This window comes from Clostridium gallinarum, from assembly GCF_014836325.1.
In the GTDB taxonomy this organism is placed as follows: Bacteria; Bacillota; Clostridia; order Clostridiales; family Clostridiaceae; genus Clostridium; species Clostridium gallinarum.
The window spans coordinates 1-19,403 of sequence record NZ_JACSQZ010000060.1; the positions used below are offsets into that span (position 1 = coordinate 1).

Consider the following 19,403-nt stretch of genomic DNA (forward strand, 5'->3'; position numbering starts at 1 on the left):
ATATACTCCTCTATAATTATTTAAGAATTAATATAAAAATAACTTATACTTTTCTTACTTCTAAATCATACTTTGCTTTTTCCCAAATATTATAGATATCTCTTTCAATTTTTCTAGTAAGATGTATTTTTTCTTCTTCACTATAACTTCGTGAATTATTTATATTTTGTTTCATATAAAATAATTCTCTTACAGATTTATTAAGACTACAATGTTTATTTCTATCTACTCTTAGCATAATTCCTACCTCCTTTCTAAAATTTCCTATACATATATTATAGAATGAATTATTGTCATTTTGGTTACATTTTATACCAATTTTGATGTATTTAATTAAATCTTAAGAAATAAAGCCTTTTTTTAGTTCAAAAGCACAAAAAAAAGAGTTGTTTCCAACTCTTATATGCTTATTTATTTTCTTCTATTAAAGCTTCTATTTTCTTTCTACATCTACCTGCGTTGCAGAAGCCAGTACCTGCTCCAGTAGCTTCTTGAACTTTTTCAAATGTATCTGCGCCTTCTTTTACAGCCTTAACTATTACGTCTTTTTCTACGCCTTTACATAAGCAAATTAAATCCATGTCTTACACCTCAATTTCTAAATTATCACTATTATTATTTACATAAATAACTTTTTTATAATAGCTTATTACAATTATATAATATTTTCATAATAAATAAAAGATATTATTTAAAAATTAATCCTAATTAATAATAAATCTGACCATTATTGGTATAGTTATTATTGATAGTAAAGTAGATATAAATACTACTATAGCAGAATATTCCTTTTCCTTATTAAAATCTATAGAAAAAATTGTTGTCATTGTTGCTGCTGGCATTGCTTGAATTAATATTATAGTATTAATTATTGTTGAATTATCTTTCAATAATAATTTTATAAAATATAAACTAATTGGAATTACTATTAACTTAATTATTGAACCATAATATATAGTTCCTTGCTTAAATATATCTTTTACTTTAACATCTGCCAGCATAACTCCTACAATCATCATAGAAATAGGCGTTGTCATATTTCCTACTAATTTAGTTGATTCTAATATAAATGATGGAAGCTTAATGTTAAAAATCATCATGAAAATCCCTATATAAACCGCTATTATTGAAGGATTTAAAAATATCTTCTTAATATTACTCTTGCTTACTTTATTTGAAAAAATAATAACTCCATATGTCCAAAGAAAAATATTAAATACTGTGTTAAATATTGATCCATAAATCATTCCCTCTGCTCCAAACAAACTATTTATAATTGGAAAGCCTACAAATCCACAGTTAGGAAATATATTAGCAAAATGTAATATTTTCTTTTTATCACTCTTTATTGGAATTAAACAAATATAGGACACAATAATTCCAACAACAAAAAAAGCTACACTATAAATAAGTGATATTAATACATTACTTTTCATTTCATCTTGAAAGCTAAAGTTAAATGAATTAATAATTAGTAATGGAAGTGTTATTTCTAATAATATTTTTCTTAATCCAAAATTTATTTCCTCATTAATTATTTTTCTTTTTTTACTATATACCCCTATTAAAATTATTAAAAACAAGGACATAATTTCTTTTAATACAATCATTCTACCACCTATAAATCTCCCTTTTATATTATACATCCCTTTTAAACCAGTAATTTACTTTATTATATCATTTAGTATAAATTTAGTTCAAAAGATTAATAATATTTATAATAATTTTTTGGAGGAAATAAAATGATTAATTAATAGAATTAAAATTGAGCCTGATTTCGAATTATTTAATGTTGATAGATTTGATAATTAAAAAATTATTTATTGATAGTATTTTTATTATTTGCTATTATATATTAGAATACTTTGTATAAGGGAGTAGTTAGCTCTAATTTAGTAAGAGTTATTAAGTCAACATATTGAACACAGTTCTGGCTTAATATTAAATAACGAGACTTATGCGTAGCTTTGCTACGTATAAGTCTCCTTTTATTTGTTCAAGATATATAAAACTTATAAATTCTAATAAAAATCGTTAAAATATCATATAGAGATTTCATCTAAAATTACAATTAATCTTTCTATAATATTTTAACACTAAAAAATAAGTACAAAAATTATAAAAAGCTATTTTTAAAATTACATTTTTATAATTTTATAAATAAATTCTATAAAAAGGAGTACATATTATGGGTTTAATTTCAATTTTTATGACTGGCTTAGGTTTATCTATGGATGCCTTTGCTGTTTCTCTAGCTAAAGGTTTTTGTCTAAAGGATAATGAAGCAAAATATTCTTTTAGAGTTGCCTTTTTATTTGGTGGGTTCCAAGCACTTATGCCACTGCTTGGTTGGTGGATTGGAACTTATTTTGAAGGCTATATAAAATCTATAGACCATTGGATAGCTTTTATTTTACTAGGTTTTATAGGTGGAAAAATGTTAATTGAATCAATTAAGGAACTTAGACATGGTGGAGATGATGATGTTCCTACTGAATGTGAAAGAGATGATTTTTGTTATAAGAAATTAACAGTTCTAGCTATTGCAACTAGTATTGATGCTTTAGCTGTTGGAGTTAGCTTTGCATTTTTAAATACAAGTATAATTCCATCAATCATAATCATTGGATTAACAACATTTGTATTATGTTTCTTTGCTGTTTTTCTTGGTAAAAAAATAGGAAGTATCTTTCAAAATTACGCTGAATTATTTGGAGGTATTATTTTAATATTTATAGGACTTAAAATATTAATTGAACATCTATCTGGATTAGCTTAATTATTCTAAATTACTAGGAATAATGATATTACACAAAAAATGTATCTTTTACATTCTACAATAAGAGGCTTATTTATTTAGCCTCTTATTTTGCTATATTCTTTATTTTTAATTCTAACAAAAATTTATAATATTATTTACTAATATAGGATATTAATAATATATACAAATAATTTTTAGGTGGTGTAAAAGTGCATAGTAAATATAATGATCTCTTTGACTCTTTAGTTAAATCTTATTATGATGGAAATTTTGATAAAACTTTATCAAGAATTATGGTATGCCATGAAATTTCACCTCAGGAAACTTTTAAGATTATAACATCACTTTGTGGAGTATCTATAGAATTTGATAATAACTACGTATACAACATAAAAAAGGCTATTACTAATTATTCTGTAAACAAAAAATTAATTGAAAAGCTTGAAAGTTGCAGTATTAATTGTAAAGAAGATGAAAATGGAAAACATAAATGTCAGTTAAGTTGCCCTTTTAATGCAATATTGTATGATAAAGACAATAAAACTACTTATATAAATTATGACTCTTGTGTTGGATGTGGTTTATGTATTGATTCTTGTAAAGAAGGAAAGATTTTAGATAAAATCGATTTTCTTCCTATTGCTGATTTAATAAAAAATAATGAAGTTGTTATTGCAGCTGTAGCTCCAGCAATTATTGGTCAATTTGGTGAAAATGTTTCTCTAGATCAATTACGAGCTGCTTTAATTAAGGTTGGATTTAAAGATATGATCGAAGTAGCCTTTGCTGCTGATATGATAACTATAAAAGAAGCTGTTGAATTTAATAGACATGTAAATGGCCCTGATGATTTAATGATAACTTCATGTTGCTGTCCAATGTGGGTTGGTATGTTAAAAAAAGTATATAACGAATTAGTTCCTGATTTATCCCCTTCTGTATCTCCTATGATTGGTGCAGGTAGAATTATAAAAGAATTAAATCCTGAGGCTAAAGTAGTTTTTATTGGTCCTTGTATTGCAAAAAAAGCTGAAGCTAAAGAAAAAGATTTAGCTGGAGATATAGATTTTGTACTGACCTTTGAAGAATTAGATAATATCTTTAAAGCTTTAGACATAAATCCAAGCACACTAGAAGGTATTCCAACTAAAGAGTATGCTTCTCGAGGTGGCCGATTATATGCTCGTACTGGTGGCGTTTCTACTGCTGTTTATGAAGCTATTGAAGAGTTATATCCTGAAAAGGCTAAACTATTTAAATCTGTTAAGGCTGAAGGAGTTAAAGGTTGTAAAGAAATTTTAAATAAGGCTCTAAGTAAAGAAGTTAAAGCTAATTTTATTGAAGGAATGGGATGTATTGGTGGTTGCGTTGGTGGCCCCAAAGCTCTTATTTCAAAAGAGAAAGGAAAATTATCTGTGGATAATTTAGCCTTAAGTTCTCCAATAAAAATTGCAACCCATAGTTCTACTTTAGATAATGTTCTAAATATAATTGGTATAACATCATTAAAGGATTTTGAAGATGATAATAAAACAAGTATTTTCCACAGAAAATTTTAATTACTACTTATCATATTATGCTTATTTTTAATAAAATCCCCTTTATAAAGTAATTTAAAGTAGAAATTACTAGTAATATCTATTTTTCTATTATTATCATAAATTTAATTACTATCATATTCTATAATGTAAAAAAATTTATGAGAGGAAATTTTAATTTGAATACCTTAAGCGTTTGTATAATTTCTAAAAATGAAGAAAAAAACTTAATAAAATGCTTAGAAAGTATAAAAGATATTGCTGATGAAATAATATTGGTAGACACTGGATCTAAAGATAATACCATACCTATTGCTGAAAAATATAATGCTAAAATAGTAAAATTTCCTTGGCAAAATAATTTTAGCTCTGCTAGAAATAAATCTTTAGAAATGGCATCAAAGGATTGGATTTTATATATAGATTCTGATGAATGCTTAGATAATTCTCAAATTTATGAAATAAAGAAATCATTAAGTAGCTTAGATTTTATAGGTATAAAGTTAAAGCTTATTAATGTAATTAATAATAAACCTTATGTTGCTAAGTCTACTCTTCGTATAATAAAAAATAATTGTAACTTTTATTTTTCTGGAAATATAAACGAAAAACTTTTAAATTCAAAATACAAAAACTATGAAAATAGAATTAAAACTACTAACTATATAATTTATAATTATGGATTTGATTACACTAATAAAACTCTTACAGAGCGTTGTAATAGAAATTTAGATATTTATTTTTCATTTTCTGATAAAGATAAGGATTACTTATATTACTATAATGTTGGAAATGAATATTACTTATTAAAAAAATACAACTTAGCTGCAACTAATTATTTAAAAGCACTTAATTTGAATAATAATACTTTAATAAATAGTTATCTAACACTTTTAATAGTAAAGTCTTATTATTATCAAAAAAAATATACTAAAGCAATTTTAATAGGAGAAAACTTTTCAATAAAATATAATCTTACTAGAGAAATTTATTTTCTTCTAAGTCAATGTTATCGTAAATTAGATGAATTTAATTTATCAAAAGAATATTTTAAAACTTATTTAAGTTATCCAAGTAATGAATATTCATATTATTTTACTTTAATTAATGATAAAGAAAATAATTTAATTCCAGAATTCTTTGGCTTCTCCATACTTTCATTAAAATAAACTAAATAAAAAAAGTATAAAATATTACTATGTGAATAATATTTTTATAATCTCAAAAAATAAAAAAGTGTTAAAGTATCATATCCAGGTTCCGTCGCAAGCTCCAAGTCACCTTGCTATGATATTTTAACACTTACAAACTGAAGGAATGAAAGTATAAATAGTTAATAATAAGGCATAACTTTTTATACTTTCCTATGCATAAATAAAGGAAGAGACTTTTCTCTTCCTTTATAATAAACTCTATTTAATTAATATATTAAAACCCATTCTTAATTTCTGAATATTTTGAAAATTAATTGTTATTTTATTTATTTTCATTCTTTTCTAAAATTTGCTCCAAAACATTTAATCTTGTTTTACCTAATATTTGTTTTGGTTTCTTTGCAATTTCATTATCTTTATAGAATTTATTCTTATTAGCTTGTATAACCATATAGATTTTTTCATCTAAAGTTTCATCTTCTATATTTCCTTCAAAATAATCATCTATGTAGTTTCTTAAAGCATAACTAAGTTCCTCTTGATTTTTATAATATAGTCTAATTCCACCCTTATTCAAGAATATAAACCTCCCTAGAAAATCTAACTTTAAATATATTCTATACTAAATATACATTATATACAACCAATATTACAATTTTATTTAATATTATATATTTATTTTCAACATTTAATTCTAACTTCATTTACAATAATTTATAAAAATTTTCAGTATTTTCTTTAAAACATGTTGACAAATTATTAAATAATAATTATTATTAATACATAAAGAATATTAAAAAGATTTTAGGAGGAAAGAAAATGTCATTAATAGGAAAGAAAATAGAAGATTTTAAAGTTCAAGCATATCACAATGGAAACTTCGTAGAAGTAAAAAGAGAAGATTTAGAAGGTAAATGGTCAATATTCTTCTTCTATCCAGCAGACTTTACATTTGTTTGCCCAACAGAATTAGGAGATTTAGCAGATCATTATGATAAATTCAAGGAAGTTGGAGCTGAAATTTATTCAGTATCAGAAGATACTCACTTTGTTCATAAGGCATGGGCCGATACAACTGAAACAATTGGAAAAATTAAATACCCAATGTTAGCAGATCCAACTGGTAAACTTGCAAGAATGTTTGAAGTTCTTATCGAAGAAGAAGGTCTTGCATTAAGAGGAACATTTATAGTTGATCCAGATGGTATAATTCAAGCTTACGAAGTACACCAAAACGGAATTGGTAGAAACGCTGAAGAATTATTAAGAAAAGTTCAAGCTGCTCAATTCGTAAGAGAACACGGTGATGAAGTTTGCCCAGCTAACTGGACTCCAGGTGCTGAAACATTAACACCTAGCTTAGACTTAGTTGGAAAACTATAATAGATAACATAAAATATTAATTGTTTAAAAATTTAGCGAGGAAACTCGCTATTTTTTTAAACACCAACGGATAATAATTATTATCTAATAATACATAAAAGAAATAAACATTGTATCTTTTCTCAGTCTCATGTTCTCTAAATCCTTATAATACAATGTTTATCTCCTTATAAACTAAATGAAAGAAATTATAAAACTTATTTATAAAGTAGCATTTTTATAATTTCCTATGAAATAAAAAATTATCTTTAGGAGGTATATATGAGTAAAAATATTTATGATTTAATTATAATTGGTGGTGGTCCTGCTGGTTTATCAGCTGGTTTATATGCAGGAAGATCAAAACTTAGAACATTAATAATTGAAAAGGAACATACTGGTGGTCAAATAAATACTACTGCTGAAGTTGTAAACTACCCTGGTATAGTTAAAACAACTGGTCCTGACCTTACTAATCAAATGAGAATTCAAGCTGAAAATTTTGGTGTTAAATTTAAAACTGCTGATGTAGTTGATGTTGATTTAGATAATGAAATTAAAGTAATTAAAACTAATTCAGGAGATATTGAAGGAAGATCTGTTATTATTGCTACTGGTGCTTCTCCAAGAAAATTAGGTTTCCCTGGAGAAATTGAATATGGTGGTAGAGGTGTTGCATACTGCTCTACTTGTGATGGTGAATTCTTTAAAGGCTTAGAAGTTCTTGTTATTGGTGCTGGTTTTGCTGCTGCTGAAGAAGCTATCTATCTTACTAGATTTGCTAAGAAGGTAATTATAATAGCAAGAGAACCTGACTTTACTTGTGCTAAATCAATTGGAGATAAAGTTAAAGCTAATAAAAATATAGAAATTAGATTTAATACTGAAGTTGTAGAGGCTATTGGTGATGATGTATTAAGATCTGTAAAATTAATTAATAATGTAACTACTGAAACATCAGAATACCATCCACCAAAAGAAGATGGAACTTTTGGTATATTTGTATTCGTTGGATATCAACCTCAAACAGATGTATTTAAAGGAAAAATTGAAATGGATAGATGGGGTTATATATTAACTGATGAAAATATGGAAACTAATATAAAAGGCGTTTATGCAGCTGGTGATTTAAGACCTAAAATGTTAAGACAAGTTATTACAGCTGTTTCTGATGGTGCTATTGCCGCAACATCTGCTGAAAGATATGTAGCATCCGAAAAAGAAAGACTTGGAATAGTTGATGAATATATAGAAGAAGAAAAAGTAGAAGCTAAGAAGGAAGTACCAGTTTCCCCTAATACAAAGCCTGGTAAGAGTGCTCTATTAAATGACGCTTTAAGAGGTCAAATTCAAGGAGTTTTAGCTAGATTTGAAAATAATATTTCTTTAGTTTCTATTGTAGATGAAAGTAATAAAAACTCTCTAGAATTGAGAGATTTAGTTTTAGACATTGCTGATTTAGGTGATAAGGTAAATGCTGAAATTTATAAAAAAGGTGAAAATCCTGATATGGAAGCTAAAATCCATGCTGATAAATTCCCAATAGTAGCTATATTAAATAAATCTGGCGAATATACTGGAGTTAAATTCCATGGAGTTCCTGGTGGACATGAATTAAATTCATTCCTTATAGCTATGTATAATGTAGCTGGACCTGGTCAACAAATAAGTGAATCAGTTTTAAATGATATTAAATCTATTGATAAGAAATTAAATATTAAAGTTGGAGTATCACTTTCTTGTCATGTATGCCCTGATGTAGTTATGGCTGCACAAAGAATTGCTATAGAAAACCCTAATGTAGAAACAGAAATGCTAGATTTATCTCATTTCCCTGAATTAAAAGATAAACATAAGATAATGAGTGTTCCTGCAATAATAGTTAATGATTCAAAAGTTTACTTTGGTGGTAAGAAACTTGAAGAAATAGTTAACTTATTGAAGTAGAAAGTATCAAAACTAAATAAAGTAAATAAAAAAGAGATAAATATTATACTTACTTCCAGTTGATTTCATATAATATATATCTCTTTTTTAATTTAAATTTACCAATATAATTTATAGTATTAACAGTTAATATTCTTTTTACATCTCTAGTTAAATAATAAAAAAGTATAGGTTATCTAAAACTAATGTTTTTACATAATTTTTATTGATACTCTATAATTAAACTTAATCAGGACCACCCGTAAATGGGTCTATATATTCTTTTAAACTCATTTGCTCATAAGCTAAATCTTCTTGTATTTGATTTCTTATATATTCTTCTATGACTTTTTTATTACGCCCAACTGTATCAACGTAATATCCATTACACCAAAATTATCTATTACCATATCTATATTTTAAATTTGCATGTCTATCAAAAATCATTAATGAACTTTTTCCCTTTAGATAACCCATAAATTGAGATACGCTTAATTTAGGTGGTATACTTACAAGCATATGTATATGATCTTTACATGCATTAGCTTCTATTATTTCTACGCCTTTATGTTCACATAATTTTCTAAGTATTGCTCCTATATCCGCCTTTATCTTACCATAAATTACTTGTCTTCTATATTTCGGAGCAAATACTATATGATATTTACAATTCCATTTACTATGTGCTAAACTGTTATTATCCATTTTGGATATACCTCCTCTGTATATAGTTGTGGTCGGCAAACCTACTACTATTTTACATTGGAGGTTTTATTTTTTCTACTCATAGCTAAAAGCTTTCCGGAACCACAAGTCTAACCTGTGGTATTCTAAATACAATAAAAAAAGATACTATTTCGCAATCATAGACGAATAGTATCTTTTTATTTTCTATAAAGCACTACATTGTTGCTTTAAATCTCTCTTTATGATTCATTTTTGAAAGCTCTATTACACGATCTAAGTTTAGATTTAATGCCTTTGTCATTCTTTTACCATATTCTTTATCTGCAAGATAGCAATGTGCCGCATGACGATATTTTATATTTTCAGTAACTGGAGCTATATTTCTTTTTGTATTTTCAATAAGAATTGCTCTTTTATCCTCAGTCATTAATCTATATAAATCACCTGCTTGATAGAAGCAATCATCATCTAAATCATTATGAGGATTATAATGATCCATATCTCCACTAATCATAAGTGCTGGTTCATTAAAGGAATTATCATCTTGCCATAACCCTAAGCTATTTGGTTCATATGCCTTAGTTGATCCATAGTTTCCATCAACACGCATAGCACCATCTCTATGATATGATGAAACTGGGCACTTAGGCGCATTTACTGGAATAGACATATGATTTACTCCTAAACGATAACGCTGTGCATCACCATAAGCAAATAATCTACCTTGTAACATCTTATCAGGTGAAAGTCCTATTCCTGGAACAATATTTGCAGGGTTAAAAGCAGCTTGTTCAACTTCTGCAAAATAGTTTTCTGGATTTCTATTAAGTTCAAGTTCTCCAACTGGAATTAATGGATATTCCTTTTTACTCCAAACCTTTGTTAAATCAAATGGATTTTCCTTATGATTTCTAGCTTGTTCTTCAGTCATAATTTGAAAATACATTTTCCATTTTGGATATTCTTTACGTTCAATTGCTTCATATAAATCTCTTTGATGACTTTCTCTATCCTTTCCAATTAATTCTTCCGCTTCTTCATCAGTTAAATTCTTTATTCCTTGTTGAGTTTTTAAGTGGAATTTAACCCATACTCTTTCATTTTTATCATTTATCAAACTATAAGTGTGACTACCAAAGCCATGCATATGACGGTATGTCGCAGGAATTCCTCTATCACTCATTACAATTGTTACTTGATGAAACGCCTCAGGTAAAAGTGTCCAAAAATCCCAATTATTTTGTGCAGAACGCATATTTGTTCTCGGATCACGTTTTACAGCATGATTTAAATCTGGAAACTTAAGTGGGTCTCTTAAAAAGAATACAGGTGTATTATTACCAGCTAAATCCCAGTTTCCTTCCTCAGTATAAAATTTTAATGCAAAGCCTCTTATATCACGCTCAGCATCAGCAGCACCACGCTCACCTGCAACTGTAGAAAAACGAGCAAATACTTCAGTCTTCTTTCCAATTTCTGAAAATACCTTTGCTTTTGTATACTTAGTTACATCATGTGTAACTGTAAATGTCCCAAATGCACCACTACCTTTTGCATGCATACGTCTTTCAGGAATCACCTCTCTATTAAAGTGAGCAAGTTTTTCTTGAAACCAGACATCTTGCATAACCATAGGTCCTCTTTTACCTGCAGTAAGTACATTTTGATTGTCACCTACAGGAGCGCCTGCAGCAGTCGTTAATCTTTTATTCATAAAAATCCTCCCATCCATTTAATAAAATAAATAATAATAATTATTATTAAATACTAATTATTATTTAATAATTAGTATTATACACTATTTTGCTAAATTTAACAATATATTTAACCAATTTTTTCAATACATTTAACCAAAATTTTAAGTATATTTTGCTAATTTTTATCTTAACTAATATAATATATTTCAATATCCAAATTACTTTAATAATAATATTCTTACTTAAAAATAGTATTTATTAATGTTAAAATAAAAAGTATTAAAGTATAATATCTAGGCTCCAAGCGACCTTTATACGATATTTTAACACATTAAAACTGACATTATAAAAAAAGAGATACACATTATATTCCTTGTTCCGTCGCATGCGCTCCAAGTCACCGTCATACAATGTGTATCTCTTTGCAAACTGAAGGAAGAAAATTATAAAAACTCCAATTCTCACACTAAAAATTTACTACTCTGATGAAATTATCCAAAACTTGCCATATATATAATTTCCTAACGAATAAAAAGAGCCTTATAAACTACTGTCCCTTTTATCAAGGAAAGTTTATAAGGCTCTTTTTAAACTATATTTATAATTAACAAAAGATTTCTTTATACTATTAAACTTTTGCTTTTATTCTTTGTTTTTTTCTTTTTTCTGTTTCATCTACAACAACTGCTGCTACTGCTGATCCAGTTACATTAGTCATTGTTCTCATCATGTCTATTATAGCATCTACTGCCATTACCATTGCCATACCTTCTATAGGTAGTCCAACTGTTGATAATACTACTGTTGTAGACATAGTAGCTGCTCCTGGTACCCCTGCTATACCTATAGATGAAATAACAGTTGTGATAACTATTAGGAAATAATGATACATAGTTAAATCCAAATTAAATACATTTGCTACAAATATAGCTACTATTGCAGGATATAATCCTCCACAAGCATTCATCCCTATAGTAGATCCAAGTGGTGCTACAAAGCTTGCTACATTTTCAGAAACTTTAGCATTTTCTATTAAACTCTTAATAGTTACAGGTAAAGTTCCATAACTACTTTGGCTTGTAAATGCAACTACTTGAGCTGGAGCTATATCCTTAAAGAATTTTATTGGATTTTTTCTAGCTACAAATGCTATTAAAGAACTATGAACTAAACCTATTTGTAATGCACAAGCTATATATACTGCAAGTATTACTGCTATTAAAGATTTTATTGTATCTATTCCATTGCTTGCAGCTGCAGTAGTAATTAAGGCAAAAACTCCATAAGGTATGAATTGTAAAATTATTCTAGTTATACTTAATACTAATTCATAAGTAGATAATATTACATCTTTAAAAGCTTTAACCTTCTCTGGATTTTTATTATCTTCAATAACTAAAGCTATTGCTATAAATAAAGAAAATATTACTATAGGTATAATTTGATTATTAACTATTGAAGCTACTGGATTAGATGGCAAGAAATCTAATAATACCTTTGAAAATGCAGGTATTTCTCTTGCTGTAAATTCTTCTACTCCAACATAATTTAATCCCTTTCCTAAGTTGAATAATCTACCAATTATCAAGCCAATTATCGTTGCTATTCCTGTTGTTCCAAGCAATATTCCTATTGTTTTTAATCCTATTGACTTTAAAGTGTCTAAGTTTTTAAGTCTTATTATACTTGTTATTATAGAAACCATAACTAATGGTACTACAATCATTTTAATTAATGATATATATCCTTTACCTACTACTTCTAAGAAAGTAATGTTCTCTTTGAATATTACTCCTAAAACTAAACCTATTGTTAAGCCTGTTAATGTAGAATAAGAAAATTTACCTGTTTTTGACTTTACTAAATAAATCACATAAAATGCAACTATTGATAGTATTATTGCTAAAATTAAATTTAAACTAATGTTTATATTCATATTATTTCCTCCTATTTTATATTTTCTATTTGAATATTGTTTTTATTTTTACCGAATAAAGATGCACAAATATAATCTAATATTTTTCAATTAAACCTTAGTAATATTTAGCTTGTCCATTAGAATGGAGTAAAATTCTATAATTATTTAATCATAAAATATCTTCTGAAAATAAAAAAACTTCTGCCTCTGTATTACAGAGGCAGAAGATTAACTTCCACGGTTCCACTCTGATTAGATATAAAATATCCATCTCATTTTCAGTACTGATAATACCTAATCTCTATAATGGGAGAACCCATAATTCCCTACTTAATTCAAGAATTAAACTCAAAGGTGCACTTCATTAACTTAATTATAGACTATTTACAGCAACCTAGTCCTCTCTGAAATAATTGCATTAACTACTTTCCCTCTTCATTGTTTTTAATCATATCGGAATACTATGATTTAATTATAGCACCATTTATTTTCTTGTCAATAAAAAATTATATCTTTTAAATAGTACTTATTTATTCATTTGATAATTCATTTATATTATCTATTGTTACTTTTGTGTGGGGTATCTTTTTATATTTTTCTCTTTCACTACCTATTACATCTTCAAGTGAGATTCCATTAGCTAAATTAATGGCTATATCCCAAATAGCTTGTGCCTGTGCATTTGCATCACTTATAACTGTTCCCGTCATATCTCTAATTTTTATTGATTCTATGGCCTCTTTTATACCATCTACACCAACAACTATTGGTTTTCTTATTATATTACTATTTGAATTAATTGCATAAATAGCTCCTAAAGCCATAACATCATTATTACTAAAAACAACTTCTATGTCATCTCCAAATTCCTTTATCCACTGATTCATCTTACTATTAGCTTGATCACTTTGCCAGTTGGCAGTATCGTCTGCTAATTTTTCTAGCTGAAATCCCATTTCATTTAAAGCTTTAATACAATATTCAGTTCTTATTAATGTGTCTTGATGCCCTGGCTCCCCTTCTATCATAACATATTGAATCTTTCCATCCTTATTTTTGTCATAATAATTCTTATTAGAAAGCCACTCTTCTGCCACTATATCTGCTTGAAGTCTTGCTGATTGTTCTGCTTGAGCTCCCACATAATATATCTTATCCCATCTATTCATATCTTCTTCTACAGGTTCTCTATTGAAAAAAATTACTGGAATATTTGCTGACTTTGCCTTATCTATAATTGTTGCTGCTGCAGTTCTATCAACCAAATTAACGCAAATAACATCGTAATCTTGTTTTATAAATTTGTCTACTTGATTTCCTTGATTTATAGTACTAGCCTTAGCATCTACAAATTCAAGTACTATATTCTTATTAAAATTATCCCCATTTTCTTTAGATATTTCTTCTAAATTACTTGAAATACTAGAAATAAAAGTATCATCTTGTCTATATAAAGTAATCCCTATTTTTATCTCATCATTTTTATTATTAGAAATATTTTCATTACAGCTCACAATTAGAGTAGACATTAACATTAATCCAAGCACATTGAAAATTTTACTCCCCTTTTTCACAATACCCTCCTGTAAAATAAAATTTATCTTATTATAGGAAACAGTAACTTTTGATTTTCCTTAAAATACATATTTCTACTATTAATTATAGTTGACGTAATATTTACTGTTTTATTCTTTTTCTTTCCTTCTATTTTTAAAACAGCGCTTTTAACACTTAAATATCCAACATTAAACTCATTTTGCATAGAAATTGAATTTATAATATTCTCTTCAATTAATGAAATAACAGCGCTTGTACACCCAGTCCCATATAGTTCAATATTATTAACTTTTGTTTTAATATTATTTAATACATATTTCTTTGCTTTTCCTATAGATTCTAATGTATTAGTATCAAAAGAAACTATTACATCAAATTTATTTTCTTCCATTAATGATTTAATTTTATTGTATAAATCTGAGTCTTCTAAAGGTATTTCAATTAATTCATAGGAATTTTTACTTTGGCTTATTTCTTGTATAAATCCATCATATCTTTCCTTTGTACTACTATAAGATAAATTGCTTTTTATAATACCGATATTACTTCTAGTATTTCCATTTTTAATTACTTCTTCTGCTAAAATTTTACCTAGCTCATAGTTATCACAAGAAACATATGGAATATTTTGTTTGGTATCTATTTTAGATTCAAACAAAACTATTGGAATTTTTTTATTTATATTTTCAATTAGAGAAGAAAGTTCAGTATAGTCTGCTGGTGAAATAATTATAGCATCAGTCTTAGAATTCATTTCTCTCTCTAATATATCTTTTTGTTCAGAAGAACTATTTTCTTCAAGTAAAGATATAAAATTTAAATTTACATTCATTTCTGAAGTGGCTTGTTCCATTCCGGCTTTCATTCTACTCCAAGCATCACTATTTTTCCCTCTTGTTATTACTGATACATTATATACAATAATCTTTTTACTATTACCTTCATTTAATAATAATAGTGAGTATGATAAAAGTAATATAAATAAAATTATAAATACTAACTTTTTACTTATTTTCATAACTTATTCTCCTTAATACTATCAAATTCTATAGAAGGCATATGAATTCTAATTGTAGTTCCTTCATCAGGCTCACTATAAACTTCTAATCCATACTTATCACCAAAATACAACTTAATTCTCTCGTGAACATTTCTTAATCCAATTCCAGAACCTTTCTTTTGATGATTACTAATATTAGATATCAAAAGCTTGTCTGCAACTTCTTGAGTCATTCCTAATCCATTATCTATAATGTCTATATATAAATTTTCTCCATTTTTATAGGACTTGACTAATATATCTCCATCACCACTCATATACTCCATTCCATGATAAATAGCATTTTCAATAAGTGGTTGAATTATTAGTTTTATACTAGTTAAATTTAATGTATCTTCTTCAGCTTCTATATTATAGGTAAATTTATTTTTATATCTTATATTTTGTATAGTTAAATAATTTCTAGCATGCTCTAATTCATCTTTTACTGTAATTACATTTTTACCCTTACTTAAGCTAATTCTAAAAAATCTAGCTAATGCTGTTACCATTATAATAGCTCCATCATAATTTTCATTTTCTATCATCCATATTATAGAATCTAATGTATTATATAAAAAATGAGGATTTATTTGAGCTTGAAGGGCATTTAATTCACTTTTTCTTTTTGATTCTTGTTCCTTCATAATATTATCCATAAGATGATTCATCTGTTTTACCATTGATTTAATTGCTTTTCCTAGATGCTGAATTTCATAAGAGCCTTTTTCAGGTATATTTAATTTTCCTACACCATCTTCAAGTTCCTTAACACTTTTTTCTAAAGCTCTAATGGGATTTGCTATTCTTGAAGATACAAACATATTTATAGATATTAAAATAAATATTGCAAATAACATAATAAATATTGCAAAAACTCTAAGTTCATTATAATCTGCTGTTATATCTGACATTGGAGATATAGCAACTAGTTTCCATCCAGTATATCCAACAGTCTTCACCGTAACTAATCTTTTATTTCCTTCAAAACTTTCTATATAATTTCCATCTTCGTATTTAGTTGCTTCATAAGTATTTTCATTTATCAAATTAGAATAAATCAATTGCTGTCTTGGATGATATATTATTTCTCCATCTCTATCTATTAAATAGACATATCCATTTTTACTTACTTCAACATTCTTACATATTTGCTCTATCCCACTAAAATTCATATCAACTAATAAAACTCCACTACTTGTATTACCACTTTTAGTTATTTCAACAGCTCTACTTAAAGATACTACCCATGTATATTTATAATTAGGATCATAAAATAAGTTTTGAACATGTGGAGTTGAAAAATGTAAATTTTCTTTCTTATTTCTTGCATTTTTAAACCAATCATTTTCTCTTGGATCTATATTTGCTTTTAATTGATTTAAGGGATAAGATTCTATTATTTCTCCATATTCAGAAAATAATGTAATACTTATTAAATAATCTTTATTAGCTTCATAAACTAAGTCCATTTCTCTATCTATATTGTTTATGGACATATCTACTTTTTTAATAGCTCTATAATAAATAGTATCTGATATTTTCATCATATTTCTTAAGTAACTATCTAAATTTAAATTAACCTGTTCAATTATAGTTTCGTTATTTTTTGATATCATTTCTTCTGTAGAGTTAGAAAATCTTATATAAAGCGCTCCTCCTACAACTATCATTCCAATAACAGCTACTATGGTAAATGAAATTGAAATTATATATTGAATGCTAGCCTTTTTATAATAAAGTGATAATTTATCTTTTATTAATTTAATCATATATTATCTCAATTCTTTCTATATCTCGAAGGTGATATTCCAAATTTTTTCTTAAAAACATAACTAAAATAGTTTGCCTCCTGATATCCTATCTTGCTAGCAATTATATATGTTTTATCATCCGTTGTATTTAGTAACTTTATAGCCTCTTCAAGTCTTATATTGGTAAGATAATTTACAAAATTCATATCAGTTTCTTTCTTAAATATAGTTGAAAAATAAGTGGGACTTACATGAATCTTAGAACAAAGTTTTTCAACTGAAAGATCATAATCACTATAATTATCTTTTATATATTCCTTTGCCTTTTCTACTAATAGCTTGGATGAATTTACTCTTTCTTTTTTTATTATTTCATTTAATATTAATGATTTTTCAATAAACCATTTTTTTACTTCTTCTATAGAATTAAACTCTTCTAAATTACTATAAAAATTAAACTCATCTCCAAAAACAAGATTGATTTCAATATTATAGCTTTGGATTAATTTTAGAATGGCTGTAAGAACTTCCATTAAATATATTCTGTATTTATCTAACGTTACAACTGTTTCCTCCATTTTATTAAATATATTTTCTACTGCTAATCTTATTTCCTTTTCATTTGAAATCTTTATAGCATTTAAAAGTTTTATTTCATCTTGTTCTTCAAATTGAATTTGTATATTATTATCATGTTCTAAATCATCTATATATATTGTTTTTCCATTACCTAATATAGGCTTATAATCTAAAGCACCTTGAGCTGTTTTGTAAGAACTTCTTATTTCATTAATGCTTTCACATATTCTACCTATACCTACTGATATTGTACTACTAAAAATACTTTCAAAAATCTTACAAATTTCATTTAATATCTTTATAACCCTTGTAATGTTATCCTTTTCATGCAAAGATAACAAAATCACTATCTTATCTAAATAAGGAAAGCTTACAAATTCAAAAGAGCCTTCCATATTTTCATCTACAATTTTCTTTATAGAAATTAAAATCAAACTATTTTCTTCAGCTTCTAAGGTATTATCTATATTTATAAGTGCTACAACTGGGTATCCTTTTATAAAATCTAAATTTAACTTCTTCTCATTATTTCTCCATTGTTCTTTAGTTATTCTACCTTCCAAAGCTCCAATTAAAAATTGTTCTCTTATTACTGGAATACTCTCTATATAATGCTTCTTCAAGACTTCCATATTACGTTTATCATCATACTGTTTGTCCAGCTTCTCTTTAAGTCTTTTTAAAACCTCAATAAGTTCTATGGAATTAATAGGTTTAAGTACATATTCAACAACATTAATTTTTATAGCTTGATGAGCATATTCTAAATCATCAGACCCTGAAAAAATTATTATTTTTGTGGATGGCATTAAATCTGCTATTCTTTTTCCAAGCTCTAACCCATCCATAAATGGCATTTTTATATCTGTCATTATTACATCTGGATGTAATTTTTCTGCAATTTCTAATGCTTCCTTTCCATTTTCAGCATCTCCAACTACTATAAATCCATATTCTTCCCAATTTATTTTCTTTATAACTCCAAGTCTTATTTCTTCTTCATCATCTACAATCATTAATTTATATAATCCCATAATACCCTCCTATAAATAAGATTTAAATAGATATACTTCCTCTCACAAAATATTCCAATTCTTCAAAATTAATTATATCACACTTTTAAAATATTTTTACAACAAAAAAAGTATTAAAATATCATATCTAGATTCCCTCTTACTACTAAAAGTCATCTTTCTATGATATTTAAATACTTCACCCCAAAATAATTTAAATTAAAAAAAGAGATACACATTATATTCCTTGTTCCGTCGCATACGCTCCAAGTCACCGTTATACAATGTGTATCTCTTTGCAAACTGAAGGAATGAAAGTATAAATAGTTAGTAATAAGTCATAACTTTTTATACTTTCCTCGTATAATAAAATTATAAAAGCTAATACGAATATTATTACTTTTATAAGTAAACTCTA

The 19,403-nt window shown here is 26.5% G+C and carries 15 protein-coding genes, 1 pseudogene and 1 other annotated feature; of the genes and pseudogenes, 5 read left to right on the forward strand and 11 right to left on the reverse strand.

Annotated elements, in window-relative coordinates; translation table 11 throughout:
- Positions 1 to 43 precede the first annotated feature (43 nt).
- The 3 genes from H9660_RS13190 to H9660_RS13200 all read right to left on the reverse strand — a co-directional run bounded on the left by H9660_RS13190 (position 44) and on the right by H9660_RS13200 (position 1,610).
- Positions 44 to 238, reverse strand: a complete 195-nt coding sequence (locus tag H9660_RS13190) for a hypothetical protein (protein ID WP_191750852.1) — start codon at positions 236 to 238, stop codon at positions 44 to 46.
- 169 nt (positions 239 to 407) lie between these two features.
- The gene (locus H9660_RS13195) at positions 408 to 581 is read right to left on the reverse strand and encodes a (2Fe-2S)-binding protein (RefSeq protein ID WP_191750853.1); all 174 of its coding nucleotides are present in this window, start codon (positions 579 to 581) and stop codon (positions 408 to 410) included.
- 123 nt (positions 582 to 704) lie between these two features.
- Positions 705 to 1,610: an AEC family transporter gene (locus tag H9660_RS13200; RefSeq protein ID WP_191750854.1), complete on the reverse strand. Its 906-nt coding sequence runs from the start codon at positions 1,608 to 1,610 to the stop codon at positions 705 to 707.
- A gap of 578 nt (positions 1,611 to 2,188) precedes the next feature.
- Here H9660_RS13200 and H9660_RS13205 point away from each other — a divergent pair.
- The 3 genes from H9660_RS13205 to H9660_RS13215 all read left to right on the forward strand — a co-directional run bounded on the left by H9660_RS13205 (position 2,189) and on the right by H9660_RS13215 (position 5,468).
- Positions 2,189 to 2,779, forward strand: coding sequence for a manganese efflux pump MntP (locus H9660_RS13205; RefSeq protein ID WP_191750855.1), 591 nt, complete (start codon positions 2,189 to 2,191; stop codon positions 2,777 to 2,779).
- Between the two features lie 191 nt (positions 2,780 to 2,970).
- Positions 2,971 to 4,320 carry a [Fe-Fe] hydrogenase large subunit C-terminal domain-containing protein gene (locus H9660_RS13210; RefSeq protein WP_191750856.1) on the forward strand — a complete coding sequence of 450 codons (1,350 nt, stop codon included), beginning with the start codon at positions 2,971 to 2,973 and terminating at the stop codon, positions 4,318 to 4,320.
- A 158-nt stretch (positions 4,321 to 4,478) separates the two neighbouring features.
- Entirely contained in the window at positions 4,479 to 5,468 is a 990-nt protein-coding gene (locus H9660_RS13215) for a glycosyltransferase family 2 protein (RefSeq protein WP_191750857.1), read from the forward strand.
- Positions 5,469 to 5,775: 307 nt separating this feature from the next.
- Here H9660_RS13215 and H9660_RS13220 read toward each other — a convergent pair whose 3' ends face one another.
- Positions 5,776 to 6,030: a TIGR04540 family protein gene (locus H9660_RS13220; protein WP_191750858.1), complete on the reverse strand. Its 255-nt coding sequence runs from the start codon at positions 6,028 to 6,030 to the stop codon at positions 5,776 to 5,778.
- Positions 6,031 to 6,272: 242 nt separating this feature from the next.
- Here H9660_RS13220 and ahpC point away from each other — a divergent pair, with 242 nt between their 5' ends.
- Complete coding sequence (gene ahpC / locus H9660_RS13225; RefSeq protein ID WP_191750859.1) at positions 6,273 to 6,836, forward strand: alkyl hydroperoxide reductase subunit C; 564 nt, start codon at positions 6,273 to 6,275, stop codon at positions 6,834 to 6,836.
- A gap of 261 nt (positions 6,837 to 7,097) precedes the next feature.
- Positions 7,098 to 8,762 carry an FAD-dependent oxidoreductase gene (locus H9660_RS13230; protein ID WP_191750860.1) on the forward strand — a complete coding sequence of 555 codons (1,665 nt, stop codon included), beginning with the start codon at positions 7,098 to 7,100 and terminating at the stop codon, positions 8,760 to 8,762.
- A 225-nt stretch (positions 8,763 to 8,987) separates the two neighbouring features.
- Here the strand turns inward: H9660_RS13230 and tnpA are convergent.
- The 7 genes and pseudogenes from tnpA to H9660_RS13265 all read right to left on the reverse strand — a co-directional run bounded on the left by tnpA (position 8,988) and on the right by H9660_RS13265 (position 19,006).
- Positions 8,988 to 9,446, reverse strand: a pseudogene (gene tnpA, locus H9660_RS13235) (IS200/IS605 family transposase).
- 196 nt (positions 9,447 to 9,642) lie between these two features.
- A complete protein-coding gene (locus H9660_RS13240; protein ID WP_191750861.1) occupies positions 9,643 to 11,142 on the reverse strand; it encodes a catalase in 1,500 nt (499 codons plus the stop codon).
- Between the two features lie 611 nt (positions 11,143 to 11,753).
- Positions 11,754 to 13,061 carry a dicarboxylate/amino acid:cation symporter gene (locus H9660_RS13245; protein ID WP_191750862.1) on the reverse strand — a complete coding sequence of 436 codons (1,308 nt, stop codon included), beginning with the start codon at positions 13,059 to 13,061 and terminating at the stop codon, positions 11,754 to 11,756.
- 195 nt (positions 13,062 to 13,256) lie between these two features.
- Positions 13,257 to 13,491, reverse strand: a binding site (T-box leader).
- An 82-nt stretch (positions 13,492 to 13,573) separates the two neighbouring features.
- Positions 13,574 to 14,617: a substrate-binding domain-containing protein gene (locus H9660_RS13250; RefSeq protein ID WP_191750863.1), complete on the reverse strand. Its 1,044-nt coding sequence runs from the start codon at positions 14,615 to 14,617 to the stop codon at positions 13,574 to 13,576.
- Positions 14,618 to 14,640: 23 nt separating this feature from the next.
- On the reverse strand, positions 14,641 to 15,618 hold the full coding sequence (locus H9660_RS13255) for a substrate-binding domain-containing protein (protein WP_191750864.1): 978 nt from the start codon (positions 15,616 to 15,618) through the stop codon (positions 14,641 to 14,643).
- Positions 15,615 to 17,411 carry a sensor histidine kinase gene (locus tag H9660_RS13260; RefSeq protein WP_191750865.1) on the reverse strand — a complete coding sequence of 599 codons (1,797 nt, stop codon included), beginning with the start codon at positions 17,409 to 17,411 and terminating at the stop codon, positions 15,615 to 15,617. The genes H9660_RS13255 and H9660_RS13260 overlap by 4 nt, the downstream gene beginning before the upstream one ends.
- Positions 17,412 to 17,419: 8 nt before the next feature.
- Positions 17,420 to 19,006 (reverse strand): response regulator, encoded by a 1,587-nt coding sequence (locus H9660_RS13265; protein ID WP_191750866.1) that lies wholly within the window; start codon positions 19,004 to 19,006, stop codon positions 17,420 to 17,422.
- Between the last annotated feature and the right edge of the window lie 397 nt (positions 19,007 to 19,403).

Excerpts from the sequence above, each read along its gene's own strand:
- H9660_RS13260 (WP_191750865.1), bottom strand. The coding sequence starts at position 17,411 with ATGATTAAATTAATAAAAGATAAATTATCACTTTATTATAAAAAGGCT.
- H9660_RS13205 (WP_191750855.1), top strand. The coding sequence starts at position 2,189 with ATGGGTTTAATTTCAATTTTTATGACTGGCTTAGGTTTATCTATGGAT.
- H9660_RS13240 (WP_191750861.1), bottom strand. The coding sequence starts at position 11,142 with ATGAATAAAAGATTAACGACTGCTGCAGGCGCTCCTGTAGGTGACAAT.
- ahpC (WP_191750859.1), top strand. The coding sequence starts at position 6,273 with ATGTCATTAATAGGAAAGAAAATAGAAGATTTTAAAGTTCAAGCATAT.
- H9660_RS13255 (WP_191750864.1), bottom strand. The coding sequence starts at position 15,618 with ATGAAAATAAGTAAAAAGTTAGTATTTATAATTTTATTTATATTACTT.
- H9660_RS13190 (WP_191750852.1), bottom strand. The coding sequence starts at position 238 with ATGCTAAGAGTAGATAGAAATAAACATTGTAGTCTTAATAAATCTGTA.
- H9660_RS13230 (WP_191750860.1), top strand. The coding sequence starts at position 7,098 with ATGAGTAAAAATATTTATGATTTAATTATAATTGGTGGTGGTCCTGCT.
- H9660_RS13245 (WP_191750862.1), bottom strand. The coding sequence starts at position 13,061 with ATGAATATAAACATTAGTTTAAATTTAATTTTAGCAATAATACTATCA.
- H9660_RS13200 (WP_191750854.1), bottom strand. The coding sequence starts at position 1,610 with ATGATTGTATTAAAAGAAATTATGTCCTTGTTTTTAATAATTTTAATA.
- H9660_RS13265 (WP_191750866.1), bottom strand. The coding sequence starts at position 19,006 with ATGGGATTATATAAATTAATGATTGTAGATGATGAAGAAGAAATAAGA.
- H9660_RS13195 (WP_191750853.1), bottom strand. The coding sequence starts at position 581 with ATGGATTTAATTTGCTTATGTAAAGGCGTAGAAAAAGACGTAATAGTT.